Raw genomic sequence first — 18,287 nt, 5'->3', positions numbered from 1 at the left:
AGTTTTTGGAGGTCCGGTCTGGAGGTCCGGTCAGGCGTGCTGGAGCAGGTCCGAGGCCAGCTCGCCGAGTTGGGCGAGCAGGTCGACGCCGCTGGCGCCGGTGGGGAAGAAGTGGTCGCCGGGCAGCATCCGCAGGCTGAACCCGGCACTGGTGTGCTCGCGCCAGGCGGCGAGTTCGGGTTCGGCGACGGTGGTGTCGCCCAGGCCGCCGAAGACCCTGATCGGGATCGGCAGCGCCGGGCGCTCCCGGTAGCGGTAGGTGTAGTCGAGTTCGAAGTCGGCACGGATCGAGGGCAGCGCCAGCCGCAGCAACTCGGGCCGTGCCAGCACCTCTTCGGGTGTCCCGCCGAGGCCGACCATCACCTTCGCCAGGTCCGCGTCCGCCAGCCGGTGGTACGGCAGGCCCGCGCTGCCCAGCCGCGGGGCCCGGTGCGCGGCCACCACCAGCGCGCTGGGCGCGTGGGTCGCCGAGTCCGTGAGCCGGCTCGCCAGCTCGAACCCGACCAGCGAGCCGAGGCTGTGGCCGAAGACCACGGTGGGCAGCGCGGGTTCGGCCAGCACGGCCTCGGTCAGCGCGTCGACCAGCGGGTCCATCGCGGTGTACAGCGCCTCGCGCAGCCGAGCCCCGCGACCGGGCAACTGGACCGCGCAGACCTCCAGGTCGGCCGGCAGCAGCTCGCTCCAGGAGCGGTACATCGCGGCGGCCGCGCCGGCGCCCGGCAGGCAGAGCAGGCGCACCCGCGCTTCGGGGCGCGGCGGGAAGCGCAGCAGCCAGCGGCTCTTCACCGGGCACTCTCCTGCCGCAGGCGCTGGGCCAGCTCCTCGATGGTGGGGTGCTGGAAGATCGCGCTGACACCGAGGGTCAGCCCGGCCTCGCGGGCGCGGTGGACCACCTGGATGCTCTTCAGCGAGTCGCCGCCGATCTCGAAGAAGTCCTCGTCCACGCCGATCAGCGGCCGGCCCAGCACTTGGCTCCAGATCCCGGCCAGCGTGCGCTGCAGCGCGTCGCGCGGCTCGACCAGTCGCTCGTGGTCGTGGCCGTTCTCCTGCTGGGGCAGCGGCAGCGCGGCCCGGTCGACCTTGCCGCTGGAGTTGAGCGGGAACCGGGGCAGCAGGACCAGGTGGCCGGGGACCAGGTGCCTGGGCAGCTGGTCGCGCAGCCGCTCGCGCAGGACGGTGGTCAACTCCCGCTGCTCGACTGCGGCCGTCTCGACTGCGGCCGTCTCGACCGCGGCCGCCCCGACTGCGACCGTCCCGACCGCGGCCGCCCCGACTGCGACCGTCCCGACCGTGGCCGCCCCGACCGCGGCCGCCCCGGGCGGGGTGAGCACCAGGTAGGCGGTCAGCACCGGTTCGGCGCCGGGGGTGCCGGCCGGCGTGGTGGTGACCAGCGCCTCCTGCACCTCGGGCTGGGCGCGCAGCACGTTCTCGATCTCGCCGGGCTCGATCCGGAACCCGCGGACCTTGAGCTGGTGGTCGTTGCGGCCCAGGTACTCGATGGTGGTGTCGGCCCGCCAGCGCACCAGGTCGCCGGTGCGGTAGAGCCGGGCTCCCGGGGTGCGGCTGTGGGGGTGCGGGACGAAGCGGTCGGCGGTCAGCTCGGGCCGGCCCAGGTAGCCGCGGGCCAGCGCGACCCCGCCCAGGTACAGCTCGCCGGGCACCCCGACCGGGACCGGGCGCAACTGGTCGTCCAGCACGTAGACGTCCACACCGGCGATCGGGCGTCCGATCGGTACCCGGGCCTGACGAGCGGCGCCGGGTCCGGTCGCGTCCAGCGGCGGGCACTGCCACTCGGTGACCTCGATCGAGGCCTCGGTGGGTCCGTAGAAGTTGAACAGCCGCACCGAAAGCCGGCTCAGGCAGCGGTCCACCAGCTGGGCGGGCAGCGCCTGGCCGCTGCAGAACACGCGCCGCAGCGAGGCGCACCGGTGCAGGTCGGGCTCGTCCAGGAAGGCCTCCAGCATCGGCGGCACGAAGTGCACGGTGGTGACCGCCTCCCGCTCGATCAGGTCGACCAGGTAGCCGGGGTCGCGGTGGCCGCCCGGCGCGGCCATCACCAGCGTGGCGCCGGCGGTGAGCGGCCAGAGCAACTCCTGGACGGACACGTCGAAGGTGTACGGGGTCTTCTGCAGGACGCGGTCGGCGGGGGTGAGGCGCTGCGAGTCCTGCATGGCGTGCACCCGGTTGGCCAGCCCGCCGTGCGGCACGCCCACCGCCTTGGGCTCCCCCGTGGAGCCGGAGGTGTAGATGACGTAGGCGAGGTCGTCCGGGCCGACCGGCGCCGGCTCGGCTGCCTCGGCGGGCGCGGTGAGGGTGTCGACGGCCAGTACCGGCACCACGGACCCGGCGAAGGCCTCGGCGAGTTCGGTGGTGGTCAGCACGTGGGTGGCGCCCGACAGGCGGGCCAGCTTGGCCAGCCGGCCCGGCGGATCCTCGGGTGACAGCGGCAGGTAGGCGCCGCCGCCGCGCAGCACGGCCAGGATCGCGGGCACCAGGTCCAGGCCGCGCGGCAGGCAGAGTGCCACCACCGCTCCTGCCCGGGCGCCCTGTTGGGCCAGGTGGGCGCCGATCAGCTCGGTCCGGCCGGCCAGTTGCGCATAGCTCAGCTCGGTGCCCTCGAAGAGCACGGCGCTGCGCTCGGGCGTGCGGTCGATCTGACGATCGATCAGCTCGTGCACCGGCCCGTCCCACGGGTGCGGTTCGGCGCTGCGGCTCCACTCGTGCAGGATCTGCTCGGCCTGCCGCTCGCTCAACAGCGAGAGGTCGGCCACCTTGGTCTCGGGCGCGGCGAGCGCGGCGTCCAGCAGGTTCCGGTACTGCTCGGCCATCCGCGCCACGCTCGCCGCGTCGAACAGCTCGGTCCGGTACCGGAAGGTGGCCAGCGCACCGCCGTCCTGCGCATCGCCGTCGAGCTGTGCCGGGCCGCCGAGCGGACGGATCTCCAGCCAGAGATCGGTGAACGTGGTCGGCGGCCGGACCGGCAGCACCTCGACCGCCAGCTCCGCCAACTCCGGTACGGTCAGCGGCTGCTGGAGCGCGAACATGGTCTGGAAGAGCGGGTCGTGGCTGGCGGCGCGGTCCAGCCGCAGGGCGGTCACCAGTTGATCCAACGGCACGCCCTGGTCGGTGAAGGCGGCCAGCGCGGTGCGACGGGTGCGGGTCAGCAACTCGGCGAAGGTGGGCTCGCCGGACAGGTCGACGCGCAGCGGCAGGGTGTTGACGAACATGCCGATCAGCGGTTCCACGGCGGAGCTGGTGCGGCCGGCCGAGGGGCTGCCGATCACCAGGTCCCGCGTGCCGGAGAGCCGGGAGAGCAGCAGGGCGTAGGCGGCGAGCAGGGTCATGAACGGGGTGACCCGGTGTTGGCGGGCGGTGGCCAGCACCCGCTGCCACAACTCGGCGTCCAGCGGCAGGTCGTGGGTCGCGCCGGCGTAGCCCTGGACGGCGGGGCGGGTGTAGCTGGTCGGCAGTTCCAGCGCGGTCGGGGCGCCGGCCAGCCGCTCGCGCAGCCGAGCCAGCGCGCGCCCGGCCTCCTCACCGAGCAGCGCGGCTCGCTCACGCTCGGCGTACTCACCGAACTGCATGGGCAATGGCGGCAGTTGTGGATCGGCGCCGCTGCGGTGGGCGGCGTAGAGGGCGGACAGCTCCAGGTGGAACCGTCCCATCGACCAGCCGTCGCTGATGGTGTGGTGGCAGATCACCGCCAGCACGTGGTCCTCATCGTCCAGCCGCAGCAGGGCGGTTCGGATCAGCGGGCCCCGCGCGAGGTCGAACTCGCGCAGCGTGTCCGCCTCGACCAGCGCGGTGGCCCGGGTGACCCGCTCGTCGGCGGGGGCGCCGCGCAGGTCGGTGAGCGGCAGGGCGAGTTCGAGTTCGGCGGCGATCCGCTGGCGAGGTTCGCCGTCCGCCAGCTCGAAGGTGGTGCGTAGGCTCTCGTGCCGGACCACCAGGTGCTGAAGCGAGCGGTGCAGCGCGCCGGTGTCGAGCGGGCCGCGCAGGCGCAGCGCGGAGACCAGGTTGTAGGCGCTGTTGCCGCCGGTGAAGTGGTCCAGGAACCACAGTCGCCGCTGGGCGAACGAGGTCGGCGCGACCCTGGCCGCGGTCTCGGTCCCGGTGTACGTCACGCGGTCTCCCGGGTGGAGCTGCCGGCCTCGGTGGCCTGCAGGGTGGCGAGCAACTCGACGATCACGGTGGCGAATTCGGGGACGGTCGGGTGATCGAAGATCGCCTCCAGCGGCGGGGCCACCCCGAACTCGTCCTCGACCAGCGAGAACAGCTGCACGGCGGTGAGCGAGTCGCCGCCCAGCTCGAAGAAGTCACGCCCGGCGGGCTCCTCGCTATCGCCCAGGACCTTGGCGAAGAGCACCGCGAGCCGGTCCGTGACGGAGCCGGCGGCCTGCGGTGCCTGCGGCAGACTTTCAGGCGACTCCTCGGGCAGCCCGGTGCTCGGCAGCCCGGCGAAGGGCTCAGGCTGGACCAGGTGGTGCCGCCGCTCGAACGGGTAGCTGGGCAGCGGCACCCGGCGCCGGCGCGCGGCGCCGTGCAGGCGGGTCCAGTCGATCGCCGCCCCGTCCTGCCAGCGCCGCCCCAACGCGTCGAGCAGCACGGCGCGTTCCGCCTCCCCGGCAGCCAGGTCGAGCTGGTCGAGCAGCCGGCCGATCTCGCCCGCACCCTCGCCGGATTCGGCCCGCGCCGCCGCCGCAGTGAGCGCCGCGATGGCCTGCGCGTGGTCACCGCAGACCACGTACCGCCGGTGCGCGAACGCGTGCCGCCCGGTCTGCAGCGTCCAGGCGACGTCGGCCAGCGGCAAGTCGGGCCGCTGGCGCAGGTGTTCGGCCAGTCGGCCGGCCATCGCGGCCAGCGCGGTCGGGGTCCGGGCGGAGAGCACCAGCAGCTGGCCGCGCCCGTCCGGCGCACCGGCCGCCGCGTCCTGCGGCGCCTCCTCCAGTACCAGGTGGGCGTTGGTGCCGCCGATGCCGAAGGAGCTGACGCCGGCCCGGCGCGGCAGCGCGCCGGTGTCCCAGGCACGGCGTTCGGTGTTCACGGCGAACGGGCCGGCGGCGAAGTCGATCACCGGGTTCGGGCCCGTGAAGTGCAGGGTCGCCGGGATGGTCCGGTGCTGCAGCGCCAGCGCGGTCTTGATCAGGCTGGCCACCCCGGCGGCGGTGTCGGTATGCCCGATGTTGGTCTTGACCGAGCCCAGCAGCACGGAGCCGGCGGGCAGTTGATCGCCGCCGTCGTCGCCGAACGCCTCGGTCAGGGCGGCGACCTCGATCGGGTCGCCGACCGGGGTGCCGGTGCCGTGCGCCTCGACGTACGAGATGTCGGCGGGGCTCACCTCGGCCGCCGCGTGCGCCAGGCGGATCACCTCGCGCTGGCCGTGCACCCCGGGCGCGGTGAAGCCGGCCCGCTGGTGGCCGTCGTTGTTCACAGCGGTGCCCCGGATCACGGCGTGCACGTGATCGCCGTCGTCCAGCGCGTCCTGCAGCCGGCGCAGCACCACGACGCCCGCCCCGTCACCGCCGACGATGCCCTTGGCGTCCGCCGAGAAGGTGCGGCAGTGGCCGTCGGGGGACATCGTGCCACCCTCCAGGTAGCGGTAGCCGGAGCGCGGCAGGCGCAGCGTCACCCCGCCCGCGAGCGCCAGGTCGCAGTCGCCGGCCAGCAGCGCCCGGCCGGCCTCGTGGACGGCGACCAGCGAGCTCGAACAGGCCGTCAGCACCGCCATGCTGGGCCCGGTCAGTCCGAGCTTGTAGGAGACCCGGGTGGCCAGGTGCTCGGGCTCGTTGGCGATGGTCAGCGCGAGGTCGTCCACCCCGGGGAAGCGGTCGGCCTGGTCCCGCACCAGCGCGGCGTAGCCGTTGCGCCCGGCGCCGGCGTAGACGCCGACCGTGCCGGGAGTGTTGCGCGGGTCGTAGCCCGCCCGCTCCAGCGCCTCCCAGGCGCACTCCAGGAAGAGCTGGTGCTGCGGGTTGAGCAGGGTGGCGTCGCGGGTGGAGAACTGGAAGAAGTCGGCGTCGAACTCCCCTACGCCGTCGACGCTTCCGTGCATCGGCACGTAGCGCGGGTCGTCCAGCGCGGCCGGGTCGTGGCCCCAGACCCGCAACTCCTCGGCGGTGAAGGGGCGCACCGAGTCCACGCCGGCCACCAGGTTGTCCCAGTACTCCTCGGGCGTCGAGGCGCCGGGGAACCGGCAGGCCAGGCCGATGATGGCCAGGTGTGTGTCGTTGCCGCTCTCGTTGCCACTGTCGTGGTCCGTGTCGGTCATGAGTCCGTCCTTTCAACAGTGGGTGCGGGGCGCCGGCTCTGGGCCCGCAGCGCCTTCAGCCGGGCGGTGCCGCGTCGCGCGCGCTGGGCGGCGTCACCCGTCGGGCTCGCGGCCACCGCGGCGCCTGCCGCGACCGGCGCGGCAGCGTCCAGCCGGCGGGCCAGCGCGGCGATGGTGGGGTGCTCGAAGAGCGTGAGGATGCTCAGCTCGCGGTCCAACTCCCGGGCCAGCGCCTCGCGGACGGTGGCCAGCAGCAGGGAGTGGCCGCCGATGTCGAAGAAGTTGTCCTGGGTGCCGAACTCCCGGTGGCCCAGTGCCTGCGCCCAGACCTCGCCGATCCGCTGCTCCAGCGGCGTGCGGATGCCGGGCTCGGGCGCGGCGCCGGCGGGCAGCGGCAGGCCCTGCCCGGCCAGCGCGGCACGGTCGACCTTGCCGTTGCCGGTCAACGGCAGCGCGGGCAGCACCCGGTAGTCGTGCGGCCGCATGTAGCTCGGCAGCTGACGGCCCACTCGCTCGTGCAGCTCCGCCCGGTCGGGCGGGGCGGCGGGGTCGGCGAGCACCAGGTAGGCGGTCAGCGCCGGTTCGGCGCCGTCCGGCCCGGCGGGCACCAGGGCCACGATGGCGTCGCGCACGCCGGGGTGGGCGCGCAGGACGTTCTCGATCTCGCCGGCCTCGATCCGGAAACCGCGCAGCTTCAACTGCTGGTCGTTGCGGCCCAGGAAGTCGAGGGTGCCGTCGGTGCGGCGGCGCACCAGGTCGCCGGTGCGGTAGAGCCTGGCCCCAGGGGTGTGGCCGTAGGGGTGCGGGACGAAGCGGTCGGCGGTCAGGTCGGACCGGCCCAGGTAGCCGCGGGCGAGCGCGACCCCGCCCAGGTACAGCTCGCCGGGCAGGCCGATCGGCACCGGGTGCAACCGGTCGTCCAGCACGTAGGCTTCGACGCCCGCGATCGGGTGGCCGATGTCCGGCAGTGCGCCGCGTTGCAGGGGATCGGTGGTGACCGTCCCCGAGGTGGCGACCACCGTGCTCTCGGTCGGGCCGTAGTTGTTCACCAGTCGGAACGGCAACTCCTGTTGCCCGAGGCCGTGCAGGCGGTCGCCGCCGGTCAGCACCACGCGAGGGGCGCGCTCGGCGGGCCAGGGGACTGCGGTGATCAGTTCGACCAGCGGGGTGGGCAGGAAGCAACTGCTCACCTCGCGCTCCACCAGCCAGTCGGTCAGCTCGCGCGGTGACAACACGGTTGCGGTGTCCGGCACTTCGAGTGTCGCGCCGGCGGCCAGGGTGGGCCAGATCTCCCAGGCCGAGGCGTCGAAGCCCGGGGCGGCGATCAGCGTGCCGCGGTCGCCGGGCGCCGGTGCGAACTCCCGGTGGTGCCAGGCGACCAGGTTGGCCAGCGCCCGGTGCTCGATCATCACACCCTTGGGCCGGCCGGTCGAGCCCGAGGTGTAGATGACGTACGCGAGGTCGCCGGCGCCGGCCTGCGGCGCGGGCCGGGCGTCGGCGGACCCGAGGCCGGTGTCGGTGTCGGCGTCGTCGAGCAGCTCGTCGAGCGTGAGGATCCGTACGGTGTCCGGCAGTTCCGGATGCTGACGATCCGTCAGAACGGCCAGCGGGCACGCCTCGTCCAGCACGGCGGCCAACCGGCCCGGCGGGTTGGCCGGATCGAGTGGCAGATAGGCGGCGCCGCTCTTCAGGACGCCGAGTTCGGCGATCACCAGCTCCGGGCCGCGCGGCAGGCAGGTTGCCACCAGGGCACCGGGCCGGGCCCCGGCGGCCCGCAGGCGCGCCGCCACCAGGTCGGCCTGACGGTCGAGTTCGGCGTAGCTCAGGGCGCGCTCGGCGGTGCGCACCGCGACGGCCGTCGGCTGCTCGCTCGCCCGGCGCGCCACCAGCCGGTGCACGCACTCGGCGGCGGGCGGCGGCGGTTGGAGCGCGCCGGCCAGCACGGTCCGCTCCTCCTGCGGGCCCAGCAGCGGCAGCCGGTCGAGCGGCGCGTCCGGTGCGGCCAGCGCCGCCGTCAGCAGCCGCAGGTACCGCTCGCCCAGCAACTCGGCGGTGCGCGGCTCGAACAGGTCGCTCTGGTAGCCCATCCAGCCTTCGGCCCGCTCGGCGTCGAAGGCCACGTGCAGGGTCAGCTCGAACTTCGCGGTCTCGATCCGGATCGGCACCGGGCTCGCGGTCAGCCCCGGCATTCCGGACTCGGCGCCGCTCTGGTCCTCGTAGGTGAAGACGCTCTGGAAGATCGGGTGGCGCGAGGTCTGCCGCTCGGGCGCCAGTTCCTCGACCACCTGCTGGAAGGGCAGGTCCTGGTACTCGTGACCGGCCAGGAAGGTGTCGCGCACCTGGGGCAGCAGCTCGGCGAAGGTCAGGCCGGGGCGCACCCGCACCCGCAGCGGCAGCATGTTGACGAAGAGCCCGACCACCCCTTCGACCTCCAGCGAGGTGCGGCCGCTGACCGGCACGCCGATCACCACCTCCTTGGCGGCGGTCAGCCGGGCGAGCAGCGCGGCGTAGGCGCTGAGCAGCACGACGAACTTGGTGACCCGCTTCTTGCGGCCCAAGGCCTGTGCCTGCTGGGCGAGTTGGGGCGGCAGCAGGAAGGAGCGGACATCGCCGGCATTGCTCGGCACCCGTGGCTGGGGCCAGTCGGTCGGCAGCTGGAGCTGGGCGGGCGCGTCGGCCAGCTGCCGCCGCCAGTAGGCCATCGCCTCGGCCCGGCGCGGGCCGGCCAGCATCCGCCGCTCGTCGGCCGCGTAGTCCCGGTAGTCGTACGTGGGTGTGGGCGTCGTGGGCAGTCGAGGGTTGCCGTCGAGCGCGGCGGTGTACTCGCCCGCCAGATCGCGCTCGATGATGCCCAGCGACCACCCGTCCACCACGATGTGGTGGAAGGCGAGCACCAGCACGTGCTCCTCGGCCGCCAGCCGGATCAGCCCGGCCCGGAACACCGGGCCGTGCAGCAGGTCGAACGGCCCCAGCGCCAGCCGGTCCACCGCCTCGCCCAGCGCGCGTTCGCGGGCCGGGGCGGGCAGGTCGGTCAGGTCGGTGACGGGCAGCGGCACGGTGACGGCCGGCGCGATCCGCAGCATCGGCGTGCCGTCCACGGTGGGGAAGGTGGCGCGCAGCAGGCTGTGCCGCTCGGTCAGCCGGGTGAGGGCCGCTGCCAGCGCGGGCAGGTCGAGCGGGCCGCGCAGCCGGGTGGCCTTGGGCACGTTGTACTCGCTGCTCCGCGGGCGCAGCTGCCAGAAGAACCAGAGCCGCTGCTGCGCGGCGGAGAGCGGCGAGAGCTGGGACGTGAGGTCGGACTGGGACGTGAGGTCGGCCTGGGGCGAGACGTGGGACCGGGACGAGCGCTCGGGCTGCGGGCTACTGGACACCGGGGTCCGCCTCGGCCCGTCGAGCCGCCGTGAAGGCCGCCAGTTCGGCGACGGTCGGGTGGTCGAAGAAGGCCGCCAGCGGCACCTCCACCCGCAGCGTCTGCCGCATTCGGGAGATCACCTGCGAAGCGGTCAGCGAATGGCCGCCCAGCTCGAAGAAGTCGTCGTCGGGGGTGAGGCCGTCCAGGCGCAGCACATCCTGCCAGATGCCGGTGATGACGATCCGCAGTTCGTCCAGCGAATCGCAGGCGATCGGTGTTTGTGGCGGCTGCTGCGCCGCGTTGTCCGTCGATATCCCGTGGAGGGTCATGGCCGCAGGCTTCCTCTCTGTCCGAAGCATTGGTGGAAGGGGTTCAATTCGGGCCTGCTGCAGGGACCTTCGCGCTCTCGGCGCGGTTTCGGGGCCGATCCCAAGATGAACGGCACCGGAGACGGAACGCAAGGCGTGCCGCCCCTTGGGGCGGGGAGCGTCGCACTTTGGGGCTGCGACGGCGTGAAACGCGCTGGGCCCGGGGGATGATCACGATGCGGTCTCGGCCGTCCTGCCTGCTCGGCCGGGCGGCGCCGGATTCTGCCTCTTCGGGCAGTTCGGGCACGGCTGATGGTGCTGCCCCTTGGTGCAGCCACCCGGCGGGGCCCGACGGCCGCAGGCCCGGGGGCGCCGCCCGCAGCGGCCCTTTCCGGCCTTTCTCGGCCCTTCTCGGCCCTTTCCGGCCATCGGTGCAACGCACTACGCACCTGAGTCCGTGTCATCAGTTGCCGGACTATCGTCTCCTGACGAAGTGTCCGGAGATCGTCGCGGCAGGAGTCCTTGGCGAATCACGATCCGTAACGGGGCGTCAGAGATGAGACCGAAGTGGCGCATAATGGCAGTGTGCGGGGGAGCGGAGTCGGAGTGATGCCGACAAACTGCACGGGGTTCTCGGGGAATTCCCGTGCAGGGAATTGGAGCCAGCGCGTGGCCGGGGGGCAGCTGATGACTGACAAGGCCGTGAAATCCGTCACGGTGGCGGTTCTCGCGAATGATCCGGTGACCGGCGAGGGGGCCGTCTGGTGGCTCTCCTCGTGCAAGGACATCACCGCCAGCTACTGGACCTGGCGCCATCCCGCCGATGTGCTGCTGGTACTGGCGACCGAGGTCACCAGTGACACGCTGTCGCGGGTGGAACGCGTCCAGGTCGAGGCGACGGACCGGCCCCTGCCGCTGGTGCTGGTCGCGCACGAGTTTCCGGAGCACCAGATGCTGCGGGCCATCGACCTGGGCCTGGTGAGTTACCTGAACCGGCAGGAGAGCGGCTTCGACGACATCAAGCGCGCCGTCCTGGAGGCCGGCGCCGGGGGCGGGGAGTCCTCGGCGGGCGTGCAGCAGGCGCTGATCACCCACATCAGGGCGATCCGGGACCGGACGCTGGTGCCGGCCGGCCTGAACATCGCCGGTCTGGCCGACCGGGAGGTCGAGGTGCTGCGCCTGCTGGCGGAGGGCTTGAGCACCAAGCAGATCTCCGCGAAGCTCAGTTACTCCGAGCGCACGGTGAAGAGCATCGTGCACGGCGTGGTCACCCGGCTCGGCCTGCGCAACCGCACCCACGCCGTGGTCTACGCCCTGCGCGCCGGGGTGATCTGAGCGCGGTGCGCGGGCAGCCTGAGACCGACCGGCACAGGATGGGCGACGGCCCTGGTCACCGAACTGCGCAAGGAGCCGAGATGAACCCGAGCCCCGACCCGACCGCGCTGCCCACTGCGCGCGCCGCCGCCGAGCGCGCCGCCCGTGCGGCCGGGGTGACCATCCGCGAGCTGCACGACCTCGACACGCTGGCCGAGGCCGGCGCGCTGCTGGACCAGGTCTGGCCGCCCACCACGCCCGGGGGCACCATGATCACGCCCGAACTGCTGCTGGTCCTGGCCCACTCGGGCAGCTACGTGGCCGGCGTCCACCAGGACGACCGGCTGATCGGCACCTGCCTGGGCCTGCTCGCCACGGTCGGCCTGCACTCGCACGTCGCCGCCGTCGAGGGCGGCACCCGCGGCCGCAGCATCGGCTACGCCGTCAAACTGCACCAGCGCGCCTGGGCGTTGGAGCGCTCGATCGCCACCATCACCTGGACCTACGACCCGCTGGTCAGCCGCAACGCCTACTTCAACCTGGCCAAGCTCGGCGCGCTCCCGGCCGAGTACCTCGCCGATTTCTACGGCCCGATGCAGGACGAGGTGAACGCCGGCGACGCCTCGGACCGGCTGCTGGTCCGCTGGGAGCTGGCCGCCGAGCGGGTCGAACTGGCCTGCGCGGGACGGCCGCACACCATCGAGCCGGACGGGCTGCGGTCCCGTGCGGTGGTCGCCCTGGACATGGACGAGCGCGGCCGCCCGACCGCCGGGCGACCGGACGGCGACACCCTGCTGGTCCGCGTCCCGCCGGACATCGAGGCGCTGCGCCGGCGCGACCCCCGCGCAGCGCGTGACTGGCGCCACGCGCTGCGCGAGGTGCTCGCGGGTCTGCTGGCCGAGCGGTGCGCCGTCACCGGGTTCGCCCGGGACGGCTGGTACCTCGTCGAGCGACCGGAGAGCTGAGCGCAAGCGGTCGTTTCGTTGGCTGGCTGCGCTACCGTCAGCCGGCCGCGAAGGTGGACCAGTTGACGTTGACGTAGTCGGCGGGCTGGCCGCTGCTGAAGGTGAGGTAGACGGTGTGCACGCCGGTGGTCGCGGCGAGGTTGGCGGGGACGGTGGTCCAGCTCTGCCAGCCGCCGGTGTTGCCGATGGCGAAGCTGGCGACCGGCGGGGCGGTGACGCTGTCGAGCCGGACTTCGACCAGCCCGCTGACCCCGGCGGCCGCGCCCGAGGCCACCCGCGCCTGGAACTGGGTGGCGCCGGTCGCACCGAAGTCGATGCCGGAGTAGCCGAGCCAGGCACCATTGGAGATCCAGCCGACGTCCTGCCCGCCGCCGACGTCGGTGCAGGGCTCGGTCTGGGTACCCGAGTTGGAGCTGTGCGCGGCCGCCTTGATGGTGCTGAACGCGCTGGTGCCGCCCGGCGGCGGATTGCCGGAGGAGCCCTGGGCCGCGCCGACGGTGATGGTGAGCAGGGTCGGGGTGGCCGACTGGACCTTGCCCTCGAAGTCCACGCCTGCCGGGTGGACGTCGTCGTAGGGGAACGCGTAGCCGAGGTGGTCGGTGGTGGTCGCGTGCAGGATGCGCGCGTAGTGGTTGGTCCGGGCCTGGGTGTAGAAGGCGGCCGGGTTCTCGCCGTCCGGCTGGTTCGGATCGGCCAGCAGCGTGGTGCGGTTGAACGCCGCGGCCAGGCGCGCGCTCAGGTTGCCCATCTCGTCGTTGCCCGTGGTGAACGGGGCGCTGCTGCAGTTGAAGACGGCGGCGGTGGACGGTTTCGTGAAGCTGCCCACGCCGGGGAAGGTCAGCACCCCGTTGCCCACCCGTCCGGTGACGGTGCCCCAGGTGTACTGGGTGTCGACCACCAGGTCGGTGCCCTGGTACTGCTGCCACACCTGGTCGATGTACGCGTCGAGGTACCCGGCGAAGAGCGAGGAGTTCGACCCGATGGCCAGGTTGGGGCTGAGCGCGCGCAGGTTGTTCCCCGCGGCGTCCTGGACGATCAGCTTCGCCCAGTCGCCGCCGTCCGCGGTGGCCTGGGCGCGCAGCGCGGAGCAGACGGTATCGAGCCCGCCGGCCGGCAGTCCCTGGACCGTCTGGGGGCCCTGCGGCGTCTGCAGGTTGAAGGAGATCGGCACCGAGACGAAGTCCACGAAGCTGATGTTGGCGTACAGCTGGCTCTGGTCGTAGGTGAACTCGCAGAAGCTGTAAGCGGTGTTGATGTTCGGGTCGGTGGGGTTGCTCACCGACGGCATCGCGATGCCCGGGCCCGGGTTGACCAGGAACACCAGCTTGCTGCCGATCGAGAAGTAGATCCGCCCGCTGGCGAGTCGGGGCAGTGCGATGGTCCGGGGCGCCGCTCCGGGAGGCGGCAGGGCGATCGCGCAGTCGGCGCCGAGCGGGGCCCCGGGGGCGGCCGGGGAAGGCGGGTGGTAGAGCGTCTGGCCGTCGGCCTGGAGGAAGGCCCAGCTGTTGCCCTGCGCGATGTCCAGTCCCAGCACGTAGGCGTAGACGGTGTTCGAGGAGGTGTTGTTGGCCAGGTCCACGGTGAGCGTGGCCGGCGTGGCGGCCGCGGCGCGCCGCTGCGTGCCGGTGAGCACCAAGGGAGCCGCGAGAGCGGCCATCGAGGCGCCGAGCAGTGTCCTGCGAGCGATCACGGAGTCCTCCTGGAGGAGGCGGCGGTGGGGGGCGGCGCTGCGGCGCTGGCGTGTGGGGGAGTGCCGCGAGTCCGGTTGGTCTGACACTCTGGCCAGTTGACGTCCTCAAGTCAAGGCACGCCGCCGGACCACGAGCCGCCGCCGCGGCTCGGACGACTGTGCGAAGAGTCGAACGCCAAGTGAGGGTGGTGTACGTCCGGGGCGGTCCGGCGCGCCGTCGTCGCGATGGTTCGTAGGCTGTGCCCTGGACATGACGACACGTCAGCAGGATTCAACAGGGGGTCAATCGTCATGACGGCGAGTCGATCACGGCGTCGGTTCCTCTCCGAGGTCGGCGGCATCGGCGGTGCGGTCGCCCTGGGCGCGGCCGCACCGGCAACGGCTGCTGCTGATGCTGCCGGCGGTGGTGGCGGCCGAACCAGCGTCGCGGTGCTGGGCGGTGGCGTGTCAGGGCTGAGCGCGGCCCATGAACTCGCCCTGCGCGGCTACGCGGTGACGGTCTACGAGTACTACCCGGTGCTCGGTGGCAAGGCCCGCAGCATGGACGTGCCGGGCACCGGCCAGGGCGGCCGCCGGCCGCTGCCGGGCGAGCACGGCTTCCGGTTCTTCCCCGGCTTCTACCGCAACCTGCCCGACACGATGCGCCGGATCCCGTTCGGCGGCAATGCCGACGGGGTCCACGGCAACCTGCGCAACGGCACCGAGGCGCTGCTCGCCCGCAACGCCGGCCGCCCCGGCCTTCGGCTGCCCCTGCGCACCCTCACCGCACCACCGGACCCGAGCGAACTCGCCCCGGAGGCCCTGCTGCGGACCGTCACCGGTCTGCTCGACACCGTCCTGCACCTGCCCGCCGACGAGGTCGCCTACTTCGCCGGCCGGGTCCTGGTCCACCTCACCAGCTGCGACCGGCGCCGGGAGGATCAGTGGGAGAAGGTGCCCTGGTGGGACTTCATCCGGGCCGCCGAGATGTCCCAGGACTACCAGCGGCTGCTCGGCATCGGCCTGACCCGCGACCTGGCCGCCACCAAGGCGGAGGAGGCCAGCACCCGGACCGTCGCGCGCACCATCCTCGAGGCCTTCGTCATCGACGGCATCCTCGGCCGGGGCGTGGACGGCGAGCCCGACCGGGTGCTCAACGCGCCGACCAGCGAGGCCTGGATCGACCCGTGGGCGGCCGAGCTGCGCTCGCTCGGCGTGGTCTTCGAACTCGGCACCGAGGTACAGGAAGTGCTGTACGGCGACGGCCGGGTCACCGGCGTACGCGTCGCGGCCCCGGACGGCGGCGCGGCCCGGACCGTCACCGCCGATCATTACGTCTCGGCTCTTCCGGTGGAGCACGCCCGGGTCACCTGGGGGTCGGAACTCCGCGCCGCCGACCCGCAGTTGGCGCGCTGCGACGAGCTGCGCACCGACTGGATGGTCGGTGTGCAGTTCTACCTGAAGAGGCCGGTGCGGATCGTCCACGGGCACACCATCTACATCGACTCCCCATGGGCGATCACCAGCGTCAACCAGGCCCAGTTCTGGGACGTCCGGGACTTCCCCGCCGACTACGGGGACGGCACCGTGGTCGACTGCCTGTCGATCTGCGTCTCCGAGTGGAACCTGCCCGGCATCCTCTCCGGCAGGACCGCCATGGAGTGCACCCGCGAGCAGGTGGCGCAGGAGGCCTGGGCCCAGTGCAAGGACGCGCTCAACGGTGCGGGCCGGGTGCTCCTCGACGATGCGGATCTGCACTCGTGGTTCATGGATCCGGCCGTCACCGGCCTCGGTGGGCCCACCCCGCGCAACCGCGAGCAGCTCCTGATCCACCCGGCCGGCACCCTCTACCACCGGCCCTCCGCCGCCACGGCGATCCCCAACTTCTTCCTGGCCGGCGACTACGTGCGCACCGACGTGGACCTGGCCACCATGGAGGGGGCCAACGAGTCGGCCAGGCGAGCCGTCAACGCCCTGCTCGACGCGGACGGCTCGACCGCCGAACGCTGCCGCATCTGGCCCCTGTTCCGGCCGCCGGAGCTCGAACCGCTCAAGCGGGTCGACGAGTTGCGCTACCAGCTCGGCCTGCCCAACACCTTCGACCTGGGCTGAGGCCCGGCGTCGGCGAGCCGGTCTCAGGCCGGGGCCTCGTGCGGCTCGGCCGGCACCACCACGACCGGGAGGTGCGCGTGATGGACGACCTCGGTGCTGGTCGAGCCGAGCGTCAGGCGTCCCCAGGCGCTCGAACCCCGGGTGCCCACCACCAGCAGGCAGGCGTCCGTGCTGCCCTCCAGCAGGACCTGCGCCGGACGCCCCAGCTCGCACCGCACCTCGACCTCGACGGGCGGCCCGCCGACCTGCCGCGCGAGCTCCGCGACCGAGTCGGCCACCGCCTGCGTGACGAGATCGTACTGATGCGGCGGGTAGCCGCCGCTGGTCCCCGGCCAGGCCATCCGCTCCATGCCGGTGTGCCGGGCCGGCACGTAGTCGTAGGCGCACACGGCCCGCAGGGCGACGCCGCGTAGCTGGGCCTCACGGAGCGCGAAGAGCACCGCTTCGCGGGCGGGCGGTGAGCCGTCCGTTCCCACGGCGACCGGGCCTTCGGCGACCGGGCGCTTCGCATCGGGCGCGGGACTGTCGGTCATCAGAGCCTCCAGGGGGCTCGCCGGCAGCGGGTTGTCGCACGGCGACGACCCGGGGAGCCCGTCTCCGTCCAGGATCCTCCCCGCACGCTGCCCCGGCGCGCTGCCCTGGCGTGCTGCCCCGGCGCGCGCGGATCGCGGCTGCCGCGCGCAGCATGGGGAGAAGGGGAGGCCGATGCGTGCCGACGGCCCGGGCGAGGGCCGCCGGATGGACGGCTGTAACCGGACGGAGACTGTGATGACTCGGAATCCAACGATCACCACCCGCGACGTGTCCTGGCGCTCCCCGCGCGAACGCGCCGAGCTGGGCAGGGCGGCCCGCGCGCACGCGCCACGCTCCAGCCACGCCGAGTTCGAGCCGGGCCCGCACCGGCCCGACCCCGTGGACGTCATCGAGAAGCAGTCCGCCACCCGGGTCACCGAACTGGTGCCGATCCGCTACGGGCGGATGTCGGAATCGCCGTTCCGCTTCTACCGGGGCGCCGCCGCGATCATGGCCGGTGATCTGGCCACCACGCCACTCTCCGGCCTGCGCGTGCAACTCTGCGGTGACGCACACCTGTTGAACTTCCGGCTGCTCGCCTCCCCGGAGCGGAACCTGGTCTTCGACATCAACGACTTCGACGAGACGCTGCCGGGCCCGTGGGAGTGGGACGTCAAACGGCTGGCCGCCAGCATGGTCATCGCCGGCCGCGAGAACGGTTTCACCGACGCGGAACGCGCCGCGATCGTGCAGGCCACCGTCCGCTCCTACCGTGAACAGATGCGCCGCTTCGCCGGGATGAACAATCTCGACGTCTGGTACGCCCGGCAGGACGCCGAACAGCTGCAGGCCATCGCGGCCGGGCGGTTGCACAAGCGCGGCCGCGCCATGCTGTCCGAGACGCTGGCCAAGGCGCGCACCCGCGACAGCCTGCAAGCGTTCGAGAAGCTCACCGAGGTGGTCGACGGCGAGCGGCGGATCGCCTCGCAGCCGCCGGTGATCACCCGGGCCCGCGACCTGATGCCCGGCCTCGCGGGCGAGGCGCTGGAGGAGATGATCCGGGAGCTGATCGCCCGGTACCGCAGCAGCCTCCAGACGGACCGCCGGCACCTGCTCAGCCAGTTCACCCTGGTCGACATGGCACGCAAGGTGGTGGGCGTCGGCAGCGTCGGTACGCGCTGCTGGATCGTGCTGATGCTCGGCAAGGACGGTGAGGACCCCCTCTTCCTTCAGGCCAAGGAGGCCGACCCGTCGGTGCTGGCCGCACACGCCGGCGCGAGCCGGTACGCCACCCAGGGCGAGCGGGTGGTCGCCGGGCAGCGACTGATGCAGGCCACCAGCGACATCTTCCTCGGCTGGGAGCACGTGCACGCGCCGGACGGCGTCGAGCGCGACTTCTACGTACGCCAGCTGCGCGACTGGAAGGGCATCGCCGAGCCGTCGCAGATGGTGCCGCGCGGCATGCGCGCCTTCGGCGAGTTGTGCGGCGCCACCCTCGCCCGCGCCCACGCCAGATCCGGCGACCGGATCGCCATCGCCGCCTACCTGGGCCGCAGCGACGTGTTCGACCAGGCGCTGACGCGCTTCGCGGAGACCTACGCCGACCAGAACGAGCACGACCACCAGGCACTGCTCGACGCGGTCGCCTCGGGACGGGTGCCCGCCGAAGCGGCCTGAGGCCGGCGCTGAACTCACGCCTGGTGGGCCGTCGATGGCTCGAGCGCCGGGCCGTCCCTCCGTGCACCGATCTCAGCCCGGGAGCGGGCGCGTCACACTGACGTCAGGA

The 18,287-nt window shown here is 73.0% G+C and carries 11 protein-coding genes; 4 read left to right on the top strand and 7 right to left on the bottom strand.

The genetic code is table 11. From position 1 onward, the window contains the following. Positions 1–30: 30 nt before the first annotated feature. The 5 genes from P3T41_RS09825 to P3T41_RS09805 are packed head-to-tail and all read right to left on the bottom strand — an operon-like array spanning position 31 to position 9,949. The gene (locus tag P3T41_RS09825) at positions 31–786 is read right to left on the bottom strand and encodes an alpha/beta fold hydrolase (RefSeq protein WP_280689254.1); all 756 of its coding nucleotides are present in this window, start codon (positions 784–786) and stop codon (positions 31–33) included. Continuing rightward, on the bottom strand, positions 783–4,124 hold the full coding sequence (locus tag P3T41_RS09820; RefSeq protein WP_280689253.1) for an amino acid adenylation domain-containing protein: 3,342 nt from the start codon (positions 4,122–4,124) through the stop codon (positions 783–785). Before P3T41_RS09820 ends, P3T41_RS09825 begins: the two co-directional genes overlap by 4 nt. After that, a complete protein-coding gene (locus P3T41_RS09815) occupies positions 4,121–6,268 on the bottom strand; it encodes a beta-ketoacyl synthase N-terminal-like domain-containing protein (protein WP_280689252.1) in 2,148 nt (715 codons plus the stop codon). Before P3T41_RS09815 ends, P3T41_RS09820 begins: the two co-directional genes overlap by 4 nt. Continuing rightward, positions 6,265–9,639, bottom strand: coding sequence for an amino acid adenylation domain-containing protein (locus P3T41_RS09810; RefSeq protein WP_280689251.1), 3,375 nt, complete (start codon positions 9,637–9,639; stop codon positions 6,265–6,267). The genes P3T41_RS09815 and P3T41_RS09810 overlap by 4 nt, the downstream gene beginning before the upstream one ends. After that, the gene (locus P3T41_RS09805) at positions 9,629–9,949 is read right to left on the bottom strand and encodes a phosphopantetheine-binding protein (RefSeq protein WP_280689250.1); all 321 of its coding nucleotides are present in this window, start codon (positions 9,947–9,949) and stop codon (positions 9,629–9,631) included. The genes P3T41_RS09810 and P3T41_RS09805 overlap by 11 nt, the downstream gene beginning before the upstream one ends. A 666-nt stretch (positions 9,950–10,615) precedes the next feature. Between P3T41_RS09805 and P3T41_RS09800 the strand changes: the two genes are divergently transcribed. Both P3T41_RS09800 and P3T41_RS09795 read left to right on the top strand, forming a co-directional pair. Next, on the top strand, positions 10,616–11,263 hold the full coding sequence (locus P3T41_RS09800) for a response regulator transcription factor (protein ID WP_280689249.1): 648 nt from the start codon (positions 10,616–10,618) through the stop codon (positions 11,261–11,263). A gap of 80 nt (positions 11,264–11,343) precedes the next feature. Next, on the top strand, positions 11,344–12,207 hold the full coding sequence (locus P3T41_RS09795; RefSeq protein WP_280689248.1) for a GNAT family N-acetyltransferase: 864 nt from the start codon (positions 11,344–11,346) through the stop codon (positions 12,205–12,207). 37 nt (positions 12,208–12,244) lie between these two features. Here P3T41_RS09795 and P3T41_RS09790 read toward each other — a convergent pair whose 3' ends face one another. Next, a complete protein-coding gene (locus P3T41_RS09790) occupies positions 12,245–13,897 on the bottom strand; it encodes a beta-1,3-glucanase family protein (protein WP_280689247.1) in 1,653 nt (550 codons plus the stop codon). Between the two features lie 291 nt (positions 13,898–14,188). Between P3T41_RS09790 and P3T41_RS09785 the strand changes: the two genes are divergently transcribed. Next, positions 14,189–15,988 (top strand): FAD-dependent oxidoreductase, encoded by a 1,800-nt coding sequence (locus P3T41_RS09785; protein WP_280689246.1) that lies wholly within the window; start codon positions 14,189–14,191, stop codon positions 15,986–15,988. Between the two features lie 23 nt (positions 15,989–16,011). Here the strand turns inward: P3T41_RS09785 and P3T41_RS09780 are convergent, their stop codons facing one another. Beyond that, positions 16,012–16,521 carry a universal stress protein gene (locus P3T41_RS09780; RefSeq protein WP_280689245.1) on the bottom strand — a complete coding sequence of 170 codons (510 nt, stop codon included), beginning with the start codon at positions 16,519–16,521 and terminating at the stop codon, positions 16,012–16,014. A 235-nt stretch (positions 16,522–16,756) separates the two neighbouring features. Between P3T41_RS09780 and P3T41_RS09775 the strand changes: the two genes are divergently transcribed. Beyond that, on the top strand, positions 16,757–18,178 hold the full coding sequence (locus P3T41_RS09775; RefSeq protein ID WP_280689244.1) for a DUF2252 domain-containing protein: 1,422 nt from the start codon (positions 16,757–16,759) through the stop codon (positions 18,176–18,178). Positions 18,179–18,287 lie beyond the last annotated feature (109 nt).

Origin of the sequence: Kitasatospora sp. GAS204B (genome assembly GCF_029892155.1) — a bacterium.
GTDB lineage: Bacteria > Actinomycetota > Actinomycetes > Streptomycetales > Streptomycetaceae > Kitasatospora.
This window is presented reverse-complemented; position numbering and strand designations above follow the sequence as displayed.